This window comes from Mangrovibacter phragmitis, assembly GCF_001655675.1.
GTDB lineage: Bacteria > Pseudomonadota > Gammaproteobacteria > Enterobacterales > Enterobacteriaceae > Mangrovibacter > Mangrovibacter phragmitis.
In genome coordinates this window covers 249,913-272,500 of record NZ_LYRP01000043.1, presented here as the reverse complement: position 1 = coordinate 272,500, position 22,588 = coordinate 249,913, and the positions used below count along the sequence as shown (strand labels likewise).

General features: G+C 51.5%; 17 protein-coding genes. 6 read left to right on the top strand and 11 right to left on the bottom strand.

Annotated features, from left to right (window positions below):
* The first annotated feature begins 15 nt into the window (after window positions 1-15).
* The 5 genes from lsrB (at window position 16) to A9B99_RS18855 (ending at window position 4,118) form a co-directional block, all read left to right on the top strand.
* A complete protein-coding gene (lsrB, locus tag A9B99_RS18875) occupies window positions 16-1,038 on the top strand; it encodes an autoinducer 2 ABC transporter substrate-binding protein LsrB (protein ID WP_064600228.1) in 1,023 nt (340 codons plus the stop codon).
* Between the two features lie 57 nt (window positions 1,039-1,095).
* On the top strand, window positions 1,096-1,971 hold the full coding sequence (gene lsrF / locus A9B99_RS18870) for a 3-hydroxy-5-phosphonooxypentane-2,4-dione thiolase (RefSeq protein ID WP_064600225.1): 876 nt from the start codon (window positions 1,096-1,098) through the stop codon (window positions 1,969-1,971).
* A 61-nt stretch (window positions 1,972-2,032) separates the two neighbouring features.
* Window positions 2,033-2,323 carry a (4S)-4-hydroxy-5-phosphonooxypentane-2,3-dione isomerase gene (gene lsrG, locus A9B99_RS18865; RefSeq protein ID WP_064600222.1) on the top strand — a complete coding sequence of 97 codons (291 nt, stop codon included), beginning with the start codon at window positions 2,033-2,035 and terminating at the stop codon, window positions 2,321-2,323.
* Between the two features lie 10 nt (window positions 2,324-2,333).
* The gene (locus A9B99_RS18860; RefSeq protein ID WP_064600219.1) at window positions 2,334-3,068 is read left to right on the top strand and encodes a beta/alpha barrel domain-containing protein; all 735 of its coding nucleotides are present in this window, start codon (window positions 2,334-2,336) and stop codon (window positions 3,066-3,068) included.
* 141 nt (window positions 3,069-3,209) lie between these two features.
* Complete coding sequence (locus A9B99_RS18855) at window positions 3,210-4,118, top strand: SDR family oxidoreductase (protein ID WP_064600216.1); 909 nt, start codon at window positions 3,210-3,212, stop codon at window positions 4,116-4,118.
* A 99-nt stretch (window positions 4,119-4,217) separates the two neighbouring features.
* Here A9B99_RS18855 and phoH read toward each other — a convergent pair whose 3' ends face one another.
* From phoH to putP, 5 genes are all read right to left on the bottom strand, one after another.
* Window positions 4,218-5,006, bottom strand: a complete 789-nt coding sequence (phoH, locus tag A9B99_RS18850; RefSeq protein ID WP_064600213.1) for a phosphate starvation-inducible protein PhoH — start codon at window positions 5,004-5,006, stop codon at window positions 4,218-4,220.
* A gap of 574 nt (window positions 5,007-5,580) precedes the next feature.
* Complete coding sequence (gene efeB, locus A9B99_RS18845; RefSeq protein WP_064600209.1) at window positions 5,581-6,867, bottom strand: iron uptake transporter deferrochelatase/peroxidase subunit; 1,287 nt, start codon at window positions 6,865-6,867, stop codon at window positions 5,581-5,583.
* A 2-nt stretch (window positions 6,868-6,869) separates the two neighbouring features.
* Window positions 6,870-7,991, bottom strand: coding sequence for an iron uptake system protein EfeO (efeO, locus tag A9B99_RS18840; protein ID WP_064600207.1), 1,122 nt, complete (start codon window positions 7,989-7,991; stop codon window positions 6,870-6,872).
* Window positions 7,992-8,032: 41 nt separating this feature from the next.
* The gene (gene efeU, locus A9B99_RS18835) at window positions 8,033-8,866 is read right to left on the bottom strand and encodes an iron uptake transporter permease EfeU (protein ID WP_064600202.1); all 834 of its coding nucleotides are present in this window, start codon (window positions 8,864-8,866) and stop codon (window positions 8,033-8,035) included.
* Window positions 8,867-9,156: 290 nt separating this feature from the next.
* A complete protein-coding gene (putP, locus tag A9B99_RS18825; protein ID WP_064600196.1) occupies window positions 9,157-10,668 on the bottom strand; it encodes a sodium/proline symporter PutP in 1,512 nt (503 codons plus the stop codon).
* Window positions 10,669-11,086: 418 nt separating this feature from the next.
* Here putP and putA point away from each other — a divergent pair, with 418 nt between their 5' ends.
* Complete coding sequence (gene putA / locus A9B99_RS18820) at window positions 11,087-15,049, top strand: trifunctional transcriptional regulator/proline dehydrogenase/L-glutamate gamma-semialdehyde dehydrogenase (RefSeq protein WP_064600194.1); 3,963 nt, start codon at window positions 11,087-11,089, stop codon at window positions 15,047-15,049.
* Between the two features lie 148 nt (window positions 15,050-15,197).
* Here putA and A9B99_RS18815 read toward each other — a convergent pair whose 3' ends face one another.
* The 6 genes from A9B99_RS18815 to A9B99_RS18790 form a co-directional block, all read right to left on the bottom strand.
* Window positions 15,198-15,530, bottom strand: coding sequence for a DUF496 family protein (locus tag A9B99_RS18815; protein ID WP_064600188.1), 333 nt, complete (start codon window positions 15,528-15,530; stop codon window positions 15,198-15,200).
* A gap of 176 nt (window positions 15,531-15,706) precedes the next feature.
* Window positions 15,707-16,765, bottom strand: a complete 1,059-nt coding sequence (locus tag A9B99_RS18810) for an FUSC family protein (protein WP_064600184.1) — start codon at window positions 16,763-16,765, stop codon at window positions 15,707-15,709.
* 221 nt (window positions 16,766-16,986) lie between these two features.
* A complete protein-coding gene (gene sbmC, locus A9B99_RS18805; RefSeq protein ID WP_064600178.1) occupies window positions 16,987-17,469 on the bottom strand; it encodes a DNA gyrase inhibitor SbmC in 483 nt (160 codons plus the stop codon).
* Window positions 17,470-17,674: 205 nt separating this feature from the next.
* Window positions 17,675-18,856 carry a serine-type D-Ala-D-Ala carboxypeptidase DacD gene (gene dacD, locus A9B99_RS18800; protein ID WP_064600176.1) on the bottom strand — a complete coding sequence of 394 codons (1,182 nt, stop codon included), beginning with the start codon at window positions 18,854-18,856 and terminating at the stop codon, window positions 17,675-17,677.
* A gap of 105 nt (window positions 18,857-18,961) precedes the next feature.
* A complete protein-coding gene (locus A9B99_RS18795) occupies window positions 18,962-20,071 on the bottom strand; it encodes a CfaE/CblD family pilus tip adhesin (RefSeq protein ID WP_064600173.1) in 1,110 nt (369 codons plus the stop codon).
* Entirely contained in the window at window positions 20,068-22,572 is a 2,505-nt protein-coding gene (locus A9B99_RS18790; RefSeq protein WP_197499297.1) for a TcfC E-set like domain-containing protein, read from the bottom strand. The genes A9B99_RS18795 and A9B99_RS18790 overlap by 4 nt, the downstream gene beginning before the upstream one ends.
* Between the last annotated feature and the right edge of the window lie 16 nt (window positions 22,573-22,588).

The following is a 22,588-nucleotide window of genomic DNA, read 5'->3' as shown; positions in this document are numbered from 1 at the left end:
CGGAGAGAAGAAACAATGACTATGCAAAGCATCAAAAAAATCGCCTGGCTGGGGGCTGTCGGCCTGGCAACATTGAGCCTGTCTGTGCAGGCTGCTGAGCGCATCGCATTTATTCCCAAGCTGGTTGGTGTAGGGTTTTTCACCAGTGGCGGGAATGGTGCCAAAGAAGCCGGGAAAGAACTCGGTGTGGATGTCACTTACGACGGGCCAACAGAACCCAGCGTGTCTGGCCAGGTGCAGTTAATTAATAACTTCGTTAACCAGGGGTACAACGCCATTATCATTTCGGCCGTCTCACCTGACGGCCTGTGCCCTGCCCTGAAACGCGCCATGCAGCGAGGCGTTAAAGTGCTCACCTGGGATTCAGATACCCGCCCTGAGTGCCGTTCTTATTATATCGACCAGGGGACGCCTACTCAGTTGGGCGGCATGTTGGTGGATATGGCTGCACAGCAAGTGAAGAAAGAAAAAGCCAAAGTGGCCTTCTTTTACTCCAGCCCAACGGTAACTGACCAGAACCAGTGGGTGAATGAAGCGAAGAAAAAAATTGCCAGTGAGCACCCGGGCTGGCAAATCGTCACCACCCAGTTTGGCTATAACGATGCCACTAAATCACTGCAAACTGCCGAAGGGATTATCAAGGCGTGGCCAGACCTGGATGCAATTATCGCCCCGGATGCCAATGCGCTTCCCGCAGCGGCTCAGGCGGCAGAAAACCTCAAACGCAACAATATCGCTATTGTCGGCTTCAGCACCCCTAATGTTATGCGCCCCTATGTTAAGCGCGGCACCGTTAAGGCCTTTGGTCTGTGGGATGTCGTCAACCAGGGGAAAATTGCCGTTTACGTTGCTGATACTCTGCTGAAAAAAGGCGCACTGAACACCGGCGACAAACTAGATATTCCCGGTGTCGGCCAGGTGGAGGTCTCGCCAAATAGTGTGCAGGGCTACAGCTACGAAGCAAAAGGCAACGGCATTGTCCTGCTGCCCGAACGTGTGGTGTTTACCAAAGACAATATCGATAAATACGATTTTTAACTTCCCGGCACGCCTGTGGCGTGGTTTTACCGATTTATTATCCGATGGAGTGAACAAATGGCTGACTTAGACGACATCAAAGATGGCAAGAATTTTCACACCGACCAGGCGCAGCGTAACACAGTATTTTCCCTGAAAGGCTGTGGCGCGCTGGACTGGGGCATGCAATCGCGCCTGTCGCGGATTTTTAACCCGAAAACGGGCAAAACCGTGATGCTGGCTTTTGATCATGGCTACTTTCAGGGGCCGACAACCGGGCTTGAGCGTATTGATATTTCGATTGCCCCGCTGTTTGAACATGCGGATGTGCTGATGTGCACCCGTGGTGTGTTACGCAGCGTTGTCCCGCCGGCAACCAACAAGCCTGTTGTACTGAGGGCTTCCGGGGGCAACTCGATTTTGACCGAACTCAGCAATGAAGCAGTCGCCGTCGCTATGGACGATGCCGTGCGCCTGAACAGCTGCGCGGTTGCCGCTCAGGTCTACATTGGCAGTGAGCACGAGCACCAGTCCATCAAAAACATTATCCAGTTAGTGGATGCCGGTTTGCGGGTGGGCATGCCCACCATGGCAGTCACGGGTGTGGGCAAAGATATGGCGCGTGATCAGCGCTATTTCTCGCTCGCCACCCGTATTGCGGCGGAAATGGGTGCGCAGGTTATCAAAACCTACTATGTGGAACAGGGATTTGAACGCATTGCCGCAGGTTGCCCGGTTCCCATTGTGATTGCAGGCGGGAAAAAGCTACCAGAGCGTGATGCACTGGATATGTGTTACCGCGCTATTGATCAGGGTGCCAGTGGTGTGGATATGGGGCGTAATATTTTCCAGTCTGATGCCCCGGTCGCCATGATCAAAGCCGTGCATGCCATTGTGCATAATGGTTTCACAGTCCAGCAGGCCTATGAACTTTTCCTGAGTGAAAAAGGCTGAAAAACCGGTGATAAGGGTCAGCACAGTCTCCTGGCTGGCCCCGTCCTGAAGGAGGAAGAATATGCATGTCACACTGGTTGAAATTAATGTGCATGAAGACAAAGTCGAACAGTTTCTGGAGGTATTCCGGCTGAATCACCTCGGTTCGGTACAGGAGCCAGGCAACCTGCGCTTTGATGTTCTGCAGGACCCGCAAGTACCCACACGATTTTATATCTATGAAGCCTACGCCAGTGAACAGGCTGTGGCCTTTCATAAAACCACCCCACATTACCTGGCCTGCGTGGCAGCCCTTGAACCACTAATGACCGGCCCACGCAAAAAGACGACTTTTATTGGCATTTTGCCCTAAGGAGCCGGCAATGAACGCACACTTTGCCGGGCTGAGCAGAGCCGCCTGCGTCCAGTTGCTGCGGCGTTACCCGCTGAGTACCGGTATTCTGGCCGGGCAGTGGCTACACCTCAATGACCATTTGCAGGTACTCCGGCAACGGGAACAACCATTACTCCATGTTGACATCATGGATGGGCAGTTTTGTCCGCAATTCACTGTCGGCCCCTGGGCGGTGGAGCAGTTGCCACAAGAGTGGCTGAAAGATGCGCACCTGATGGTGAATAACCCTTTCCCCGTTGCACAGGCTTGCGTGGCAGCAGGCGCACACTGCATTACGTTACAAGCCGAATCCCCCGGTAATGTGCATGCGGTATTGCACTGGCTGGGCGAGCAAACGGTACCAGTGGATGGCGGGGAAATGCCGGTGATTCGCGGTATCAGCCTGAGCCCGGGCACACCACTGGAAACACTGGTTCCACTGCTGGACCAGGTTGAAGTGATTCAGCTCCTCGCGGTTAACCCAGGTTATGGCAGCAAACTCGCCGTTCCGGTGCTGAAACAGCGTCTGGCTGACTTGCTACGGTTGTTGGGTAATGCGCGGGAGCATAAGCTCATTGCGGTAGATGGCGCACTGCTTTTGCAGGATGTCGCTGGTCTGCGTGCCAGTGGTATCGATCGTGTGGTGTCAGGCAGTGCCTTGTTCAGGGGAAATATGCTGGATAAAAACCTGACTGACTGGCTTGCTGTATTAACCCCTGGCTGACAACTTTGTGCCTGCCGTTATGGCAGGCCTTACTCCCGTTTACGGCTTAACCTGTTAGTCCTTATACCCTGATAACCTCACGGCTGTTCGCGCATATCATTTCACGCCACACTCAGTGTTCGAACATAAAGGAGACTGACTATGCGTGTATTCCTTACCGGTGCCACAGGGTTTATTGGTTCCCGGATTGTTACTGAACTGCTGGCTGCAGGCCATCAGGTGACGGGCCTTGCCCGTTCAGACAATGGCGAGCAGGCTTTGCGTGCCAGGGGGGCGGACGTGGTGCGGGGAAATTTAGAAGACCCGGCCAGCCTGCTACCCGGTGTTGCCCAGGCTGATGCGGTGATTCACACCGCGTTCGACCATGATTTCACCCATTTTGCCGCCAATTGTGAGAAAGACCGGCGGGTAATTGAAGCGCTGGGAAGTGCACTCAGGGGCACCCGTCGCCCACTGGTAATTACTTCTGGCGTGGGTCTGGGTGATGCAGGAAACGGGCAGCCCGCTACCGAAGCAGTGCAGAATTTCAACCACCCAAACCCACGCATTATTTCAGAACAAACCGGCAACCAGTTACTGGAACAGGGTATTGATGTGCGGGTCATGCGCCTTCCTCAGGTGCATGACACCCACAAGCAAGGACTGCTAACGCCGTGGATACAGTTAGCGCTGGAAAAAGGCACAGTGGCATATACCGGCGATGGTTCAAACCGCTTTTCTGCCTGCCATGTTACAGATGTTGCGCGGTTATACCGCCTGGTGCTGGAACAAGGGGAAGCGGGTAAACGCTACCATGCGGTGGCCGAAGAAGGTGTGGCGATGCATGCGCTGGCAGCAGCCATTGCCGCCCGTCTGGCACTCCCCCTTACCTCACTGGCACCGGAACAGGCAGAAGCCCATTTTGGCTGGTTCGCAATGTTTGTTGGTATGAACCTGACTGCAAGCGCCACCTGGACACAACAACAATTAGGCTGGTTACCTGCAGGCCCGGGGCTACTGACAGATTTACAACACCTGAACTTACCGGCGCTTAATGGCGAAGCGCGCTAAAACGCAGACCATATTCGCAACCGAAGAAACACAAAGTATAAAAAACCTCTCCCGGCAGGGAGAGGTTTTACCAGGCTGATGACCGGGTGTTATTCCGGGTTAGTCATAAGCCTGCAGTGTGCGTTGGCACAACTCAGAACGCACACAGTCATCTTTACCAAACCGCACAACGCCAATCATGTCGTCGTTAGCAAAGCGCGCCAGCGCATCACTTAACCCGGAAGCCACACCACGGGGTAAATCGCACTGGGTGACATCCCCGTTAACGATAACCGTGACATTTTCCCCCAGGCGGGTCAGGAACATTTTCATCTGCGCTGCTGTAACATTCTGCGCTTCATCAAGAATGACGAACGCATTTTCAAACGTCCGCCCGCGCATATAGGCGAAGGGCGCAATCTCCACCTTACCAATCTCTGGCCGCAAACAATACTGCATGAATGAGGCCCCCAGACGCCGGACGAGAACATCGTAAACCGGCCTGAAATAGGGTGCGAACTTCTCTGATATATCCCCTGGCAAGAAGCCGAGGTCTTCATCGGCCTGCAATACCGGGCGGGTGACAATTATCCTGTCCACTTCTTTGTGAACCAGGGCCTCTGCAGCTTTAGCGGCACTAATCCAGGTTTTTCCGCAACCAGCTTCACCGGTGGCAAAAATCAGCTGTTTGTTGTCAATAGCATGCAGGTACTGCGCCTGAGCGTCGTTACGCGCAGCAATTGGCGAACTGTCCCGGCTGTCCCGCGCCATGCCAATTGCTTCAACACCACTCATTTGCACAAGCGAGGTGACCGATTCTTCTTCACGTTGCTTATGGCTGCGTGAATCCCGTCTGAGCACACGTTTGGCTTCGCGACGAGCTTTGATCACTGCTTTTTGTCTTCCCATGGATGGCACCTTCTGTTGGTTTCAATTCCCGTATCTGGCGCACAGACACGATTTTAACTAACGTTGAGGTTTGTTGTTGGCTTCCTTGTAAGCCATAGATTGCCTGAGGAGCAGGTACTGCCGTGCGATATGTTGTACAAGGCAGACCAGTGGAAACAGGTTCAGAGTTGAAAATCAGGGAGTATTCAGGGGTGACGGCTTTTACCGGGTCGGATGCCCCGGGCCTGTGAAGAAGGCTGTGTTTTCTACAACTTAGTCCATAACAGGACGCTACAACCATTCGCGATCTCCGGCGTAAAAACGCACTTCGTTGAGTTACGCTATGTTTTAAGTACACCAAAAACTATTACAAATGCAACATTTATTTTACGTTTTACTTACTGCAGCACATCCATTCACTGTGAATGTTATTGCACAGAAATATTACCGTTTTATAACAGTAAAAAACTCATAGTAAATTCTGATGACCGAATGGCAAAACTAGCTGGAGAAGTAGCAAGGTATTCATTACCGGGATAAAAACCAGGCTACACTCTTGCGTTCAGGCACAAGAGCATAACCTGGCGGGCTTAAATCAGGCTTCCAGAAGTGGCTGTGCCAGGTAGTGCTGTGCATCAACCACACCCGGCAGGGCAAAAAAGTAACCACCGCCAATCGGGCGAATATACTCTTCCAGCGGCTCACCATTCAGGCGTTTTTGTACCCCGATAAAACCTTTTTCCAGGTCATGCTGGTAGCAGACAAACAGCAGGCCCATATCCAGTTGCCCGGAACCGGTGATCCCCTGGGAATAGCTGTACCCACGACGCATCATCAGGCTGTCCTGCGTTTGCGCTGTGCGCGGGTTGGCAAGGCGCATATGCGCATCCAGCGGGATAATTTTACCCTCCGGGTCGCTGGCGTAATCTGGCACATCATGCTCATGCTTCATCCCCAACGGCGCACCGGTGATTTTATCGCGGCCAAAGATGTTCTCCTGTTCACGCAGCGGCGTTCTGTCCCAGAACTCGACATGGAACTGAATGATGCGCACGGCCTGGTAGCTGCCGCCATGAGTCCAGGCCGGTTCCTGCTGGCCGGGTGTCACCCAAATCACTTCATTCATCAGCGGCTGGTTCTTGCTGTCCGGGTTGCCAGTGCCATCTTTAAAGCCCAGTAAGTTAACTGGCGTCACCTTCCCTTTGCTCAGTGCGGCATGCTCGCCAATAAAACCGTCGCGCCGCCAGCGGACACTTAACAAATCAGGCGTGTGCTTGATAATGTCACGCACGGCATGCACCACGGTATCTACTGAGTTGGCGCAAATCTGCAGCAGCAGATCGCCATGGCATAAAGACGCATCCAGGGAATCATTGGGGAAACGGGTCATGACCTGCAGCTTTTTAGGCTTCTGTGCCGCCAGGCCAAAGCGCTCATCAAACAATGCACTGCCAACTGAAACAGTAATGGTCAGGTTATCCGGCCAGATATGCGCACCTAAAATACCGGAATCCAGTGGCGGCATTTGCGGGTTTGGCGTGGCGGGTGCTAAACCACCATGGGTCAGAAAAGCAATCCGTTTGGTCAGCAGCTTAAACAGGCGCACCAGGTCATCTTTGTTGACTGCCAGCACGTCGAAAGCCACCAGCATGATGGAAGACTGTTGTGGAGTCAGAATTCCGGCCTGGTGTTCACCATAAAAATCCACCGACTGTTTGCGGGCATCTTCGTCATCAGCCGTTTTTTCCGCTCGTTGTGCTGCCGGTGCCGCATGAGCCACCGGGCAACCGCCCATCGCCAGCGCGCCGCCCAGCATCCCCAGCCCTTTCAGTAAGCGCCGACGCCCGGGTTCGGCGCCAGCGGCTAAATGTTTATCAGCCATGATTAATCCAGCCCAAGTACGCCACGCAGCAGTGCAAGGTCTTCCGCCAGTGCGGTAATCGGGCCTTTCAGTGCCCTGCGGTCGGCATCGGTCAGTTTTTCATAACTTTCAAAGCCATCTTTGGTACGGTATTTCGCCAGAATGGTATCCACTCGTTTAAAGTTATCATCCACTTTTGCCAGCAGTTCCGGGTTTGCTTTGCTCAATTGTGGACGCAACAGGTCGACAATTTTCTGGGAACCATCGACGTTGGCCTGGAAATCCCACAAGTCGGTGCGGCTGTAACGGTCTTCTTCACCACTGATTTTGCTGGAGGCCACTTCTTCAATCAGGTCTGCCGCACCACCGACAACCTTGCCTGGCGGGAATGCCAGTTCAGAAATGCGGGTTTGCAGATCCAGTACGTCTTTATACAACTGGTCTGCGTACGGGGTCATACCTTTGGTGGAATGGTCGCCAAACAGCGCTTTTTCCAGGCGGTGGAACCCACTGAATTTCGGGTCTTCAGCCTTTTTCTCATAGTCATCTTCACGGGCGTCAATGCGACCATCCAGGTCAGAGAACAATTCAGCAATCGGCTCAATGCGCTCATAGTGCTGGCGGGTTGGCGCATACAGTGCCCGTGCTTTCTCTATATCACCGGCCTTCACCGCATCGGTAAAGGCCTTAGTGCCAGTAACCAGCGCCGCAGTTTCAGACGTCACCCAGGCTTTGTATTGAGTGATAGCGTTGCCCAACGCCAGGATATTATCTTTCGCGACTGGCTGTGCCGCGCCGTTTCCCCGTACCGTCAGCTTCCCTTTCGGGTTGGTCAGCAAGCCACAGGTCATTTCATATTCACCGGGTTGCAGGTTGGCCGTCATTTTCTGGCTAAAGCCCGGGGCAATGTTTTCCCGCTCTTCTACCACCATCACCCCCTTCAGGATTTCCCACTCCAGTGCTTTCTGGCTGTGGTTCTGAATAAGGAATTGCGTTTTACCCGCATCTACCGTAATGCTCATTGGCTCACATTGTTTATCGTTCACGGTAACTTTCACCTGAGGAATATCCGCCGCCAGGGAAGTTGCGGAATAAAACAGCGTGGCCAAAGAAAGTGTCAGAGTGCTGTGTCGAAAACGTTTCATCAAACCCGTCCCTATCAAAGTCAGTGTGCAAAAAAGTAAGATTAACGCGTGCTCCGGGCAGGCTGAGCTGCCGGGCGTGCAGGGAGAAAATAGAAAAACAGTGCTGGTAATAAATAGAGGAAGTACACCACCACCTCACTCACACTGGGTGTTTCCTGGTAACCGAGCATACCTTCCAGCAAGGTGCCAAACAGTGAGTGCGTGGAGAGCACGCCGCTCATATCAAATGCGATATTCTGGAAGTAGTTCCAGATGCCCGCTTCATGGAAGGCACGAATGGCCCCAGCAGCCAGCCCTGCAGCGACCAGTAAAATAAACAGGCTGGTCCACTTAAAGAACGCGGCGAGGTTCAGGCGAACACCGCCCCAGTAAATCATAAAACCAAGGATCACCGCGGTAGCCAGGCCGAGCATGGCACCTAACGGCGGCCATATACCCAGGTCCTGCTGAAACGCGGCTAACAGGAAAAACACCGATTCCAGTCCTTCGCGCGCCACAGCGAAAAACACCATCAGTATGAGTGCCCAGCCCTGCCCATTTTGTTTTTTCAGCGCCACTTCAACGGCCTGCTCAAGCTGGACTTTGACGTTACGGGCAACTTTGCGCATCCAGAACACCATCCAGGTGAGGATGACCACTGCAATCACCGCAACAATCGCTTCAAACAGCTCTTGTTGCTTTTGTGGAAATTCACCAGTGGTTTCGTTAATAACAATACCCAGCCCCAGGCACAACCCGGCCGCCAGGATAACACCTGCCCACATGGCACCCAGCAAATTTCCACGTTGGGTACGTTTCAGATAACTGGCGATCAGACTCACAATCAAGGCGGCTTCCAGCCCTTCGCGCAGCATGATCAAAAAAGGGACAAACATGAATCACTCCCGGTGTGAAGAAACGAATCTTTGCAGTAAAGAAAAGTAAATAGCATTGATAGTGATTATCATTAGTCTTAACCAAAAAACAAGTGTGAATGTTAATAAAACCTGGCCGGAGGCAGAAAAATTTTGTCATTTAACAAAATTCGCCCTGACGATGTGGTTATCTGCAACTAACGTGCTGGCAGGAATCAGAGAGCAGGAAAACAGAGGAACTGAGCCAGCTAAAAACAGGCCCGGCGAAATGCTGCCGGGCCAGAACTCAGTGGAGAAAGCGGTGGTGTAGATTAGCTGTCCGTTTGCAGGGAAACAGGTGTATCGCCTTTGTACTGTGCGTCTGCTTCGGCAAAGCGTTTTGCCATTGCACTGGAAGGCGCTTTATCCAGCAGGCTGAACACCACTATCCCGACACTTGCAAAAATGAAGCCCGGAATAATTTCGTACAGATCAAGCCAGGCGTTCTGTTTCCAGACCACAACAGTAATAGCGCCAATAATCATCCCGGCCAGCGCGCCGTTACGCGTCATACGGTTCCACATGACAGAGAACAGAACCACCGGGCCAAATGCCGCGCCAAAACCAGCCCAGGCATAGCTCACCAGCCCCAACACGCGGTTTTGCGGGTTTGCCGCCAGTGCAATAGCTACCAACGCCACCACCAGCACCATCAACCGCCCTACCCAGACCAGTTCACGCTGCGAGGCGCCTTTACGCAGGAATGCTTTATACAAGTCTTCGGTAATCGCACTGGAACATACCAGTAACTGGCAACTTAATGTCGACATCACCGCAGCCAGAATGGCTGAGAGCAGCACCCCGGCAACCCAGGGGTTAAACAATATTTGCGTCAACGCAATGAAGATGCGCTCACCATTCTGGTTAACGTCCCCTGCCTGAGCCGGGTTGTTCTGGAAGTAAGCAATACCGAAGAAGCCAACCGCAACCGCACCAGCCAGGCACAGGATCATCCATGCCATACCAATACGGCGTGCTTTAACAATAGTGTGGTGTGAATCGGCAGCCATAAAACGCGCCAGAATATGCGGCTGTCCGAAATACCCAAGCCCCCAGCCCATCAACGAAATGATGGCAACAACATTCAGTCCTTTAAGCATATTGACGTTTTCGATGCTCTTCTGGCGAATCACTTCCAGTGAATCACTCAGGCCACCAACAGACGCCACCACAATCACCGGCGTAATGATCAATGCAAAGATCATCAGTGATGCCTGAACAGTGTCAGTCCAGCTTACTGCCAGGAAGCCCCCAATCAGGGTATAGAGAATAGTAGCGGCAGCTCCCGCCCACAGTGCGGTTTCATAGCTCATCCCAAAGGTACTTTCGAACAAGCGCGCACCAGCGACAATGCCGGAGGCACAATAGATGGTGAAAAACAGCAGAATGACCAGTGCAGAGATAATACGCAGTGTACGGCTGTTATCTTCAAAACGTGCGGTGAAATAGTCCGGTAAAGTCAAAGCGTTATTATTATGCTCGGTATGGACACGTAAACGCCCTGCCACCAGTTTCCAGTTAACCCAGGCACCAAGAATCAGGCCGATGGCAATCCAGCTTTCTGAAATTCCGGACAGGAAAATGGCCCCCGGTAACCCCATCAGCAGCCAGCCACTCATATCTGAAGCGCCGGCGGATAACGCGGTAACCAGGCTCCCCAGACTCCGGCCACCCAGAATGTAATCGTCGAAGTTTTTCGTCGAACGCCAGGCAATAAACCCTATCAACAGCATTGCGCCAATGTAGATAAGGAAAGTCACCAGCATTGGTGTACTCATAGACATTAAAGTTCTCCTGATTATTATGCCGGGTTATACCCCGGGTGGTTGCGCCGGAACGTGGTCGCAACCCTTGTTATCACTCTGCAACATTGTTAACGCAGCAGGCATTGTTGTGTTCACAAATGATTTAACACGGTGATTACAATTATTTCACCCCTGGCCAGGTACTTTTTTGCTACCTGGTTGCACTCGCTCACACTTTTACGAGTTGCACCTTACAAAACTGCTGTACAAAGCACATAAAACAGACTTCGAAGTAATTTTAAGCAATAAACATACCTGTTTTTTAGTTTTAACAAATTCGCTTTTTTTAAGCTTGCAACCAAAGTCACATTTAACATGGTTGCACAAAGTTGCAACATGGAGGATATTGCCTGATAACTAACAATAACCGAACAATGCAAACACAGGAGTTGAGGGTATGGGAACCACCACTATGGGGGTGAAGCTGGACGAAGCAACCCGCGAACGCATCAAAACCGCTGCGTCACGTATTGATCGCACACCTCACTGGCTCATTAAGCAGGCAATTTTTAATTACCTTGAACGGCTGGAGAACAACGATGAGTTGCCTGAACTGCCGGCTTTACTGGCGGGCGCTGCGAACGAAAGCGAAGAGCCGTCCGCAAGTGGTGATGACCAGCATCAACCCTTCCTCGAATTTGCCGAGCAAATATTACCACAATCTGTGACGCGAGCCGCAATTACCGCAGCATGGCGGCGTCCGGAAACCGACGCCGTGCCAATGATTTTGGAACAGGCACGGTTATCTGGTGAACTTTCCGGTCAGGTACACAAGCTTGCCTGGCAGCTTGCAGATAAACTGCGCAACCAAAAGAGTGCAAGTGGGCGCGCCGGAATGGTGCAAAACCTGCTTCAGGAGTTCTCTCTTTCATCCCAGGAAGGCGTGGCATTAATGTGCCTTGCTGAAGCGTTGTTACGTATTCCGGACAAAGCCACTCGTGATGCGCTGATCCGCGATAAAATCAGCAATGGTAACTGGCATTCTCATTTGGGCCGCAGCCCGTCACTGTTTGTTAATGCCGCCACCTGGGGGTTACTGTTCACCGGCCGTCTGGTTGCCACGCATAACGAAGCGAATCTTTCCCACTCCCTTAACCGTATTATCAGTAAAAGTGGTGAGCCGCTGGTGCGTAAAGGTGTGGACATGGCGATGCGCCTGATGGGCGAACAGTTTGTTACCGGTGAAACTATTGCTGAAGCACTGGCCAATGCCCGTAAACTGGAAGAGAAAGGGTTCCGTTATTCCTATGACATGCTGGGTGAAGCCGCACTGACCGAAGCCGATGCGCAGGCCTATATGGTTTCCTACCAACAGGCGATTCATGCCATTGGTAAAGCTTCCAATGGCCGTGGTATTTATGAAGGCCCGGGGATTTCAATCAAACTGTCTGCCCTGCATCCGCGTTACAGCCGTGCACAGTATGACCGGATGATGGAAGAGCTGTACCCGCGTCTGAAGTCCCTCACCCTGCTGGCGCGCCAGTATGACATCGGCATTAATATTGACGCCGAAGAAGCAGACCGGCTGGAAATCTCACTCGATTTGCTGGAAAAGCTCTGTTTTGAACCGGAACTGGCTGGCTGGAATGGTATTGGTTTCGTTATTCAGGCCTACCAGAAACGCTGCCCGTTTGTTATTGACTACCTGATAGATCTGGCAACCCGCAGCCGTCGCCGCCTGATGATTCGTCTGGTAAAAGGCGCTTACTGGGACAGTGAAATTAAACGTGCACAGCTCGACGGGCTGGAAGGTTACCCAGTTTATACCCGCAAAGTGTACACCGATGTTTCTTACCTGGCCTGTGCCCGGAAGTTACTCTCTGTACCGAATCTGATTTATCCGCAGTTCGCAACTCACAACGCTCATACACTTTCAGCCATTTATCACCTGGCCGGGCAGAACTACTACCCGGGGCAATATGAGTTCCAGTGCCTGCACGGCATGGGTGAACCACTTTATGACCAGGTTGTGGGCAAAATTGCTGACGGCAAACTTAACCGCCCATGCCGTATTTATGCGCCCGTCGGCACCCATGAAACACTGCTGGCCTACCTGGTACGCCGCCTGCTGGAAAACGGAGCCAATACCTCCTTTGTTAACCGCATTGCCGATACCACGCTGCCGATTGATGACCTGGTAGCCGACCCGGTAGAAGCTGTTGAGAAACTGGCACACCAGGAAGGTGTACCAGGCTTACCTCACCCTAAAATTCCCTTGCCGCGTGATCTCTATGGTAAAAACCGCCATAACTCGAACGGGCTGGACCTGGCAAATGAACACCGTCTGGCATCCCTCTCGTCTGCCCTGCTGAGCTCCGCAAATGAAAAATGGCGCGCACTGCCAGTTCTGGAAGGCGATGTAGCAGAAGGGGCGCTTCAGCCTGTAATTAACCCGGCAGAGCCTGCTGACACTGTAGGTTATGTGCACGAAGCCAGCACAGAAGAAGTAGAGCAGGCACTGAATAACGCCGTCAATAATGCGCCTATCTGGTTTGCCACGCCACCTGCTGAGCGTGCGGCTATTCTCGAGCGTGCCGCGGTGCTGATGGAAGATCAGCTACAAACCCTGCTGGGGGTTCTGGTACGCGAAGCCGGTAAAACATTTGCCAACGCAATTGCTGAAGTGCGTGAAGCCGTGGATTTCCTGCGTTATTACGCAGACCAGGTGAAGCATGATTTCGATAATGAAACCCACCGTCCGTTAGGACCGGTAGTGTGTATCAGCCCGTGGAACTTCCCGCTGGCAATTTTTACCGGGCAAATCGCTGCTGCCCTGGCGGCTGGCAACAGTGTTCTGGCAAAACCCGCTGAGCAGACACCGCTGGTTGCAGCCCAGGCCATTCAAATTCTGTTGCAGGCGGGTGTACCTGCCGGTGTGGTGCAGTTGTTGCCAGGCAGTGGTGAGCGCGTCGGCGCTCAGCTCACCGCAGATAACCGTGTTCGTGCAGTCATGTTTACGGGTTCAACCGAAGTCGCCAGCCTGTTGCAACGCAGCATTGCCACCCGGCTAGATCCTCAGGGCCGCCCGACGCCGCTGATCGCCGAAACCGGTGGACTGAATGCCATGATTGTTGACTCATCCGCCCTGACTGAACAGGTAGTGATGGATGTGGTTGCTTCCGCGTTTGACAGCGCAGGCCAGCGTTGTTCAGCTCTGCGTGTGCTGTGTGTGCAGGAAGATGTTGCCGAACACACGCTGACCATGCTCAAAGGTGCGATGGCAGAATGCCGTATGGGTAATCCGGGCCGCCTGACTACCGATATTGGGCCGGTGATTGATGCTGAAGCCAAAGCCAATATTGAACAACATATTCAGGCAATGCGCAGTAAAGGCCACACTGTTTACCAGGCGGTACGTCACAACAGCGATGACGCCCGCGAATGGCAAAGTGGCACATTTGTTCCACCGACACTGATTGAACTCAACAGTTTTGATGAGCTGCAACGCGAGATCTTCGGGCCAGTTCTGCATGTGGTGCGCTATAACCGAAATAACCTCAACAGCCTGATTGAGCAAATTAATGCCGCCGGTTATGGCCTGACATTAGGAGTGCACACCCGTATTGACGAAACGATTGCGCAGGTAACAGGATCTGCCCATGTCGGGAATATGTACGTCAACCGCAACATGGTGGGTGCAGTGGTGGGAGTTCAGCCATTTGGTGGCGAAGGGTTGTCTGGTACCGGGCCCAAAGCGGGTGGCCCGTTGTACCTGTACCGGCTGTTGTCTCACCGACCGGAAACTGCCGTACTGGCAACACTTTCGCGCAAGGACACGCAGCTGACTATCGAAGCAGGCAGCAAACCGGCTGTGCAGGCGGTACATACTGTACTGGCTGAATGGGCGGCGAGCAGGCCTGAACTGGCGGCCCTCTGTGCGCAATTTGGTGAACAGGCCCAGAGTGGTACCCGTCGCCTGTTACCCGGGCCTACGGGTGAGCGCAATGCGTATTTGTTGCTGCCGCGGGATACCGTGTTATGTGTGGCAGATAATGAACAGGATGCACTTGTGCAACTGGCAGCGGTCACCAGTGTGGGTTGCCAGGTGTTGTGGCCGGATGATGCATTGCACCAGCAACTGGTAAAACAGTTGCCTAAAGAAGTTGCAGCGCATATCACTCTCACCCGTGCAGATACTCTGACAGATGCTCAGTATGATGCAGTAATTTTCCACGGTGACTCGGACCAACTACGTGACCTCTGTGTCACTGTTGCCAACCGTACCGGGGCGATTGTTTCGGTACAGGGTTTTGCCCGTGGGGAAACCAACATTCTGCTGGAACGCCTGTATGTGGAACGCTCACTAAGCGTCAATACTGCGGCGGCCGGGGGAAATGCCAGCCTGATGACTATTGGCTAACTGCGGGTTGTCCGTGAACCCTGAGCTGCAACGTGTTGTAGCCAGGGTGCAAAGTAACCAGCCAGCGTTTAAAACGAAAACGCCCTCAGAATTTGAGGGCGTTTTTATTTATCTGTTTTCACTCAGGCCGCACTTGCGCCTTTCAGGTTCAGGCTTTAGGTTCAGCTTCTTTCAGCTCACCCATCGCTTTGAGCTTTTTGGAAATATCACGGCGTTCTTTAGAGATTTCCGCATTTTTAATGATGTAGTCATCAACACGGTCTTCATAGTCGCTTTTCATGCTGGCAATAATGCCCTGAATAGCTTCAACACTCATACCCGGTTTGATGTAATCACTGAGGTTATCAAGCAACAAGACACGTTTTTGGTTGTCGCGGATTTTCTTCTCAACGTCCTGGATTTCACGTTGCAGCTTGTTTTTACGACGATTCAGACGCACAAACTCCAGCACATCCTGGAATGAAGGTTTGGTATTTTCCATTTTCACACCCCTAATAATTAAGTCTCGGATTCGTTAAGAACGACCGCCTTGCCTTTAAAATACTGACTGAGGCCGTCGATGACAATGCTTTTACGGGTTCACCCTCTTTAAGCCATCATAACCGCAAATAGTGCTGAATCGAAACAAGCTGCCACTATTTTACGACTGGTTGCGGGTTATTTGCGCAATGCTTTACAGATTAATTGCGACAGCAACTCCAGTTGGCGCGCCAGTTCCAGGTTTAGCCAGACATAACCATGAATCGATGTCTCCTGCAGTGCACCTGGTGATTGTTGCTGCATCAGCTCGCGCAGTTCGGCAATGATTTCCGTAAGACGTTCACTGTTGGCTTTGACCGGCAAAGGGTTGCCCTCATATAACGCCTGCGAAATCGAAGTGAGCGTGGTAAGGGTCAGTGCCTGAGTGTCACGCAACTTGCGTGAATTAATCATCAAAAAATGGCTTTCGCGGGAAGCCCAGTGAGCATTAGTTTGTAACTCCAGCGTGCAAATCATATTGCGGCTGATAGTCTGAATGGCTTCAAAAATACTTTTCTGTATATGGGTCTCTTTACTGGCGGGCGTTATCAGTGCGCGGAACTTCACTACATTATTCAGCATCTGGTTGAGGTGGCGTTCGAGCCGGGGCCGCTCAACTAAGTTCGGCGAGACACTGGTCTGGTACAGTTTACTGAAAGTATGAATATATTCAGCCATCTGAATACGCCAGTGAATAAATGCCCGCTGCGGGTACAAACTGGTGAACAGCATCGCCAACAGCGAGCCAAAGATGACGTCGCCACTGCGCCACAGTGCAGTCGCCATATCTCCCGGAGGCGCCCCCACAACAACAGAAAGCGTAATGCCGATAAGCAGTGCCTGGTACGGCCTTTTCCCCAGGGCAAGATAACCACAAATAAACATCGCCATACCACACCACAAAAACATCAATGGCAGTGAGTACAGCTCCAGTTTCAGGGCTACCAGACCGAGTGTTGCGCCAAATATTGTGCCACCAATACGCTGAAATGCGCGCGGCACCACATTTCCCCAGAAAGAGATTGGCCCCATTACCACAACCAGCGTAATCAAAGGCCAGGTGCCTTCCGGGATATTCAGCATTCGAACCAGAATAAAAGCCAGCACAAAAGCGACAGCAATACGAATGCCGTGCACCAGGCGGTAGTGGCGGTAGATACGAATCTCAAATGGTGTTAATGACTTGTCGGGACGCACACCCGCTCTCCAGAATACAAAAAGCGCAATTGTACTCTCTTTTTCTCAATGCTCATCCCCATTGTTACAAACAGCAGCATATTTTTTGCAACCGAAATTAACCGCGCGGCGGGGTTTTGTAGTTAAAAAAAGGCAGATTTACGAACAAACAGTCAGTTGGGCCTTTCTGATAAAATTTTCACCCGGCAACAGTGTAATCACCGTTACCAGGTATTGGCCATTCAACGTTCTGCTGGCGCAGATTTACTCTTTACCGGGATATACATATCAATCATCCAGGTGCCCGTTTGAGAACCATCGCTCTGGTAAACTTCATAACAGGGTTTGGCATCCATTTGATAATGGTTGTCCTGTAAGAGTTGCGTAAAAAACCCCCGCCACGGTGTTTCGAAGTCATTATTTTCGACCTGAACGGAAGCCACAGCATAAGTCCCTCCGGCCAGCGCAGTACAAATTACGCCTTCACTTGCTGGTGGAACAACAAAATCAGCGTTCACGCGAATAAAAGTGGAACAACGCAATTTCTCTGGCGGGACCACATCAGGGTTATCGTAGTAAGCGGCAACCCATTCTTCCGGGTCGAGCTGCTGGGTACGCACCCACAGCATGAGTTGATCAAAACCTTGCTTTACCATGACATCCCAGGGGCCAACCAGATGAAAACCAGCAACATGGCGCACAGGCACATCACGAATCTGGTACATGCTACTCTCCTGTTAAACCCAATACACCTGCCACTGAGTTAAGCAAATGTTCAGCAAATCACCACCTGATGCGATGAAAACCATGAGGACCATCGCTTTTTAAAACAGAGAGGGATATTCGGGTTAACAAACTTTTTGGCTGAGACAATTTCAGACTGGAACAACCAGCAAGTTTATACAGACCTGCTGGTTGAATGTTGACAGGTTACAGTTTCAGGTGAACCCAGTCACTCAGGCGAGAGAACATGCCGCCTTTTTCTACTGAGTTAAGCGCCACCAGTGGCCACTGAGCCAGTACTTTATCTTTGTCGTATAACGTTATCTGGCCAATAGTTGAACCGGCCTGTAATGGCGCTTCAAGGGTTGGTTGAGTGACGCTATATTTTGCCTTGATGTTTTTCAGTTCATCTTTGGGTAATACCATCCAGTGATCCTGGTCCGTACCTACCTGTACTGATGATTTATCTCCGTACCAGACACGCTCATCACCCACTTTCTGGCCTTTGTGCATCACTTCCACAGTCTGGAAGTTCTGCTGACCCCATGTAAGCAGTTTCCGGGCCTGATCTTCACGCCCTTTGGAGCTGTCAGCCCCCATCACTACAGCAATCAGGCGCTGGTTACCATTAACGCTGGAGGCAATCAGGTTAAAACCAGCCCCCGAAGTATGCCCGGTTTTCAACCCATCGACATTCAGGGATTTATCCCACAGCAGGCCGTTACGGTTGTTTTGAGTAATGCCGTTCCAGCTCAGTGTTTTCACACTGTACATCTGGTAGAACGAAGGTTCACCGTGAATAATGGCGCGCGAAAGCACCGCCAGGTCATAGGCTGAACTGTGCTGACCGGGTGCGTCCAGGCCATGAACAGTTTCAAAGTGCGTGTCATTCAGGTGTAATTTCTGAACATACTGATTCATCAGCGAAACAAACTGAGGCTGGCCGCCTGCAACATAGTCGGCCAGTGCCACACATGCGTCATTGCCCGAATCAACAATCAGCCCGAGGCTTAACTGGTGGACAGACAGACGGTCGCCTGGTTTGAGGAACATCAGCGAAGAACCATCAAACACCGGGTTGCCTTTCGCCCAGGCATCTTTGCCCACGGTGACCATGTCATCAGCGGTAATCCGCTTACTGTCGATGGCCCTGTCGACGACATAACCCGTCATCAGTTTGGTCAGGCTGGCCGGATCACGTTGTTGATGCTCGTTGTGCGCAGTCAGCACCTGGCCTGTGGTGTAGTCCATTAACACCCATGAAGCCGCCTGAATAGCAGGCGGCGCTATCGGACCAGAGAACAAATCCGGTATCTGGGCCGTTGCCGCGGATGCCGTGCCGACGGACGTAGCCAGTAATGTGGCAATAGTTAATAAACGGAGCTTCAACGCAATTTCCTCATTCAACGTCAATTATTTCTCTCGCCGCTCTTTTTACGGAAACTGGCGTGTCGTTTCCTGTTGAAATTGCAAGAAAATGTGACAGCCGCAAATTTACTGCAGTGAAGGTGTAAATACGACTGTCACTATTCCCTGGTACAACCCGGCCATTTTCTCTGAAGCCCGAAACCCCGGCGTGGTAAATTCCATAACCGTTGGCCAGCACAACACTTGCAAACCCGATGACAGTACTACCGGCACCAGCGAGCTGCGTTGTGCAGTGTTTTGCCAAATGAAAGTTTCCCCATTTTGAACGGCTTCCCAGGTTTTGGTGACCGGATTCTGAACGTTGATGCGAAAATCAAGACGCCCCCGGTCTTCTTCCGGATTCAGACCAGCACTTGTATGATAAATAGAAAAAAGATCATTACTGATACCTGCCGGCCGTTGTTGCCCGGTAATGCGCATCTCAATGTTACTGCTGTGCCCGTTATAGCCGTCGTACAAACACATATTCAGGTGAGCACGCCCGGAGCTTAAACCACCAGGAGCAGGAACACCGGGCAGAGGGCGAATATTCAAGTCAACCTTAGGGTTATGGCTATTACTGTCCGGGAACAGAATATCCATTCGTTGTTCATCCGTGACATCGAAGGTAATCGGCCATTGCCACACATAATATTGGTTAGTAATCATTGAACGTACCCTTAACTGCAGGGTCGCCTGCCATATGCCACCCGATGGAATCTTCGCCATTTCTTCTGGCGAGATAGCATAATAAAAAGGGGCATACCCCACAGAGTAAAAAGGTGGTGTAAACGATATTTGGCCCCACGATGTATATGGTGAACTGGCATAGGTCATGCGCTTTCCCTGCATAGTCAGGGTGACTTGCTGCCCGGAATGCTTTTCTGTAAAACGCAGGCGAATATCGGTAAACACCCCCGCTGCTGTGCCGTTATCACAAGCCCCCCGGCTTTCATTACTGTTATCGAAGCAGTACATACGCGGTTGCTGGATTGAACCGGTATTCGCTGCCGGATCAGTGACTGAAATAATACCGTCACTGGTTGTAGACATAAAAAAGGGAGCAGAAGGACGGGCTGAAATATCAAAGCGTAATGACCGTGGTTGTGTATGGTCAGCCATAGGGAGTGTTTGAATAGCCTGAGCCGGTAAGGTAACAAAAGCCATTATGAAGAAAAAACCGGTTGTCCATTTCATACATTGCCTTCCTGAAATCCATTATTTGTCTCCAGCTCTGCCTGAGCTGCCGGGTGGCATACAACCTGCCCCAGATAGCGAATACTCTGTTGCTGTTCAGTTTTTGGCGCTGTGCACTGGTAGTACTTCATGCCGTCATGCACAAAGAACCTGGATAAGGCTTTGTTATTAGTAAATGAGAATCCCCCACCACCCAGTACGCTGTAATCCAGCATATTAGGGATGGTAAAACTGGAAATAGCATCACCCTGTGAATTAATCAACTGGCCAATATGCGTGTAGTGCTTCTCCACCCTTACAGTGCGGGTGACAACATGCCCTGGTGTAAGAAACACAGGCTCATGCCCGTGGTCACTTTCGAAAATGCTGTCGCTGTCTGTGTAATTCACATCGTTTTGCAAACCAAATTGCTCAGCCCGGAACCCCTGTAATGGCATAAAGCGTGTTGAATTCATCTCAGCGTTAAGCTTACCGCTATGCTTTGTTGTCAATTGCACACCCGCCAGCCCTTCTGACTCCCCATGTGCTTTGAGGAACACACCGGATGCAGGCGTACCATCGTGGTTTTTACCAAGACTAAACGCGTTTTTAGCCCATGCCAGCGTAGAATCGTGGCTTCCCGTTATGCCGTAGTAATGATGTTGCTCTTTGCGGTTAAAGCTATCCGACGCCCCCAGAGACCAGGCGCCTTTTTGTGTGGTGCCCGATGCCAGAACAGAAGCCTGGGTATTATGGCGGTCTTGACCGGCCTGAAAGCTAACATTCTGTGTACTCTGCCCTTTCGGAAGGAAATCCACCCCGGCACGTATAGCGGCATCGCTCTGACCATAGCGGCTGTTTTGTACCTGGTTTGATAACCAGCGAGTATGGTTCTGGCCGTTAAAATAGAAACTGAGTGTCACCAAACCACCCGTATCTTTTTTTTCCTGAAACGTATTACTGCGGTACAGGTTAGCCGAGAGTGATGTATTGACCTGCCCCCAACGGAACCCCTTCGACAAATTTACCTGGCGTGACTGGCTATGATTACGGTTAAGTACACCATGCTCAAAGACAGTGAATGCCGTTTGATTACGGTTTTGGGTATAACTGGCACTCACGCCCCAACCAGCGAGCGATGTTGAAGCAGAAAACAGTGAAGAGTCACCGCAACCAAAAGCATAGTAATCCTGCGATGATGAACGGTAAGTACATTCTGGAGAGCGTGTGCGTGTATGGTACCAGGTCAATGAAACCCGATCCTGGTAACTTGCCTGGCTGACAGACTTACTTTCCCCGGACTGGCTGCGAAACCATGCATAGTTCGCGGTAGCATTCCCGGCAAGAGGACCAATAACTACAGGCGCCTGCCAGGCAAGCCCTGCCTCCAGCATCGCGTTGTTATCTATGCTTGCTGCACCTAACGTTGCTGTTGTATTGGCCGGTAAAGGGGTGGCTACACCTGCCTGGGCAACACTGACAGAATTTTTACTGACAGACCGCCCGGCCTGAATAAAATACTCCTGTGATACCTGCCCACCACCAATTTTAGTGAAAGCAACACGTTCATCATAAGCATGTTGATTATTAATATAGACAGCCAGACGCAATGGATAGCTACCGACAGGAAACAACCGCGTATTCAGCTCATGTGACCCTGCCTGTAAATAAAACGAGCCCAACAATTGCTCTTCCCGGTACACATCAACACGAGCGTCCTGAGTCAATAAAATCATCACCGGAGTGGCTAATGCGTTTTCACTGTCATCCCGGTAACCCTGCGAAGACCCGATCCGGATACCTTCAATAACATCCAATGGTAATCCGTAAAACTGGAAGCTTCCCCCTTTTGGGCTTCCCAAATCTTTACGATCCATGCGCCCAAACTGGACATAGTGACGTGGATTGATGTCATGTCGGTAGTAAAAATCATTGATATTGCGGTGAGTATCATGCCCACCACGGTAGTCTGAAAGGCTGGCATCCCAGTCTAATGATAAATAACTATTGGCAAAAACCCCCAGTGCACCATTTCCGGCTAACGACATGTTTTGATAATTGTTCGTTTTTAAAAAGTTTATCCGTTGCTGGTGAATTAATGCTGACTGCGCATCTTCTGCAATCTGGTGGTAATTTCCTTGTGCTCGCTTTTCTGAGCGCACAGTTACCCAGGCCTGGCTGGTTTGTTCATCATAGCGCAAGCGAAATAATGGTGTGGCCGTTTCCGTTTCAGTCGCAGCCTGGTGGCGCCAGGCAACGCCATCAACAAGCTGTTGTTTCAGATGCTCTTTCTCAACATCAGATAATGAGAACTGCGCCAGCAGTTTTTCGGGATCCGTGAAGCGCAGCCTGTCATGGCTGATCATTACATTATGGATGCCCAAACTGGCCCCACCACTGCCCTTCACTTCAATTGCATTAGGTTGTTCCTGGAGCAATTCTTCAAAACCAGCCGGAACAGATGCCATTGCCGCATAAGAGCAGCATAGCCCCAGAAGGCCATAATAATGCGTATTTTTCACCGATGAATACCCTTTC

Bases quoted from the DNA above. Each gene is read 5' to 3' on its own strand.
- lsrB (WP_064600228.1), top strand. From the start codon at position 16: ATGACTATGCAAAGCATCAAAAAAATCGCCTGGCTGGGGGCTGTCGGC.
- A9B99_RS18815 (WP_064600188.1), bottom strand. From the start codon at position 15,530: ATGGAAAATACCAAACCTTCATTCCAGGATGTGCTGGAGTTTGTGCGT.
- A9B99_RS18795 (WP_064600173.1), bottom strand. From the start codon at position 20,071: ATGAAATGGACAACCGGTTTTTTCTTCATAATGGCTTTTGTTACCTTA.
- sbmC (WP_064600178.1), bottom strand. From the start codon at position 17,469: ATGTACCAGATTCGTGATGTGCCTGTGCGCCATGTTGCTGGTTTTCAT.
- A9B99_RS18860 (WP_064600219.1), top strand. From the start codon at position 2,334: ATGAACGCACACTTTGCCGGGCTGAGCAGAGCCGCCTGCGTCCAGTTG.
- efeO (WP_064600207.1), bottom strand. From the start codon at position 7,991: ATGAAACGTTTTCGACACAGCACTCTGACACTTTCTTTGGCCACGCTG.
- lsrG (WP_064600222.1), top strand. From the start codon at position 2,033: ATGCATGTCACACTGGTTGAAATTAATGTGCATGAAGACAAAGTCGAA.
- phoH (WP_064600213.1), bottom strand. From the start codon at position 5,006: ATGGGAAGACAAAAAGCAGTGATCAAAGCTCGTCGCGAAGCCAAACGT.
- putP (WP_064600196.1), bottom strand. From the start codon at position 10,668: ATGTCTATGAGTACACCAATGCTGGTGACTTTCCTTATCTACATTGGC.
- efeU (WP_064600202.1), bottom strand. From the start codon at position 8,866: ATGTTTGTCCCTTTTTTGATCATGCTGCGCGAAGGGCTGGAAGCCGCC.
- A9B99_RS18855 (WP_064600216.1), top strand. From the start codon at position 3,210: ATGCGTGTATTCCTTACCGGTGCCACAGGGTTTATTGGTTCCCGGATT.
- putA (WP_064600194.1), top strand. From the start codon at position 11,087: ATGGGAACCACCACTATGGGGGTGAAGCTGGACGAAGCAACCCGCGAA.
- lsrF (WP_064600225.1), top strand. From the start codon at position 1,096: ATGGCTGACTTAGACGACATCAAAGATGGCAAGAATTTTCACACCGAC.
- efeB (WP_064600209.1), bottom strand. From the start codon at position 6,867: ATGGCTGATAAACATTTAGCCGCTGGCGCCGAACCCGGGCGTCGGCGC.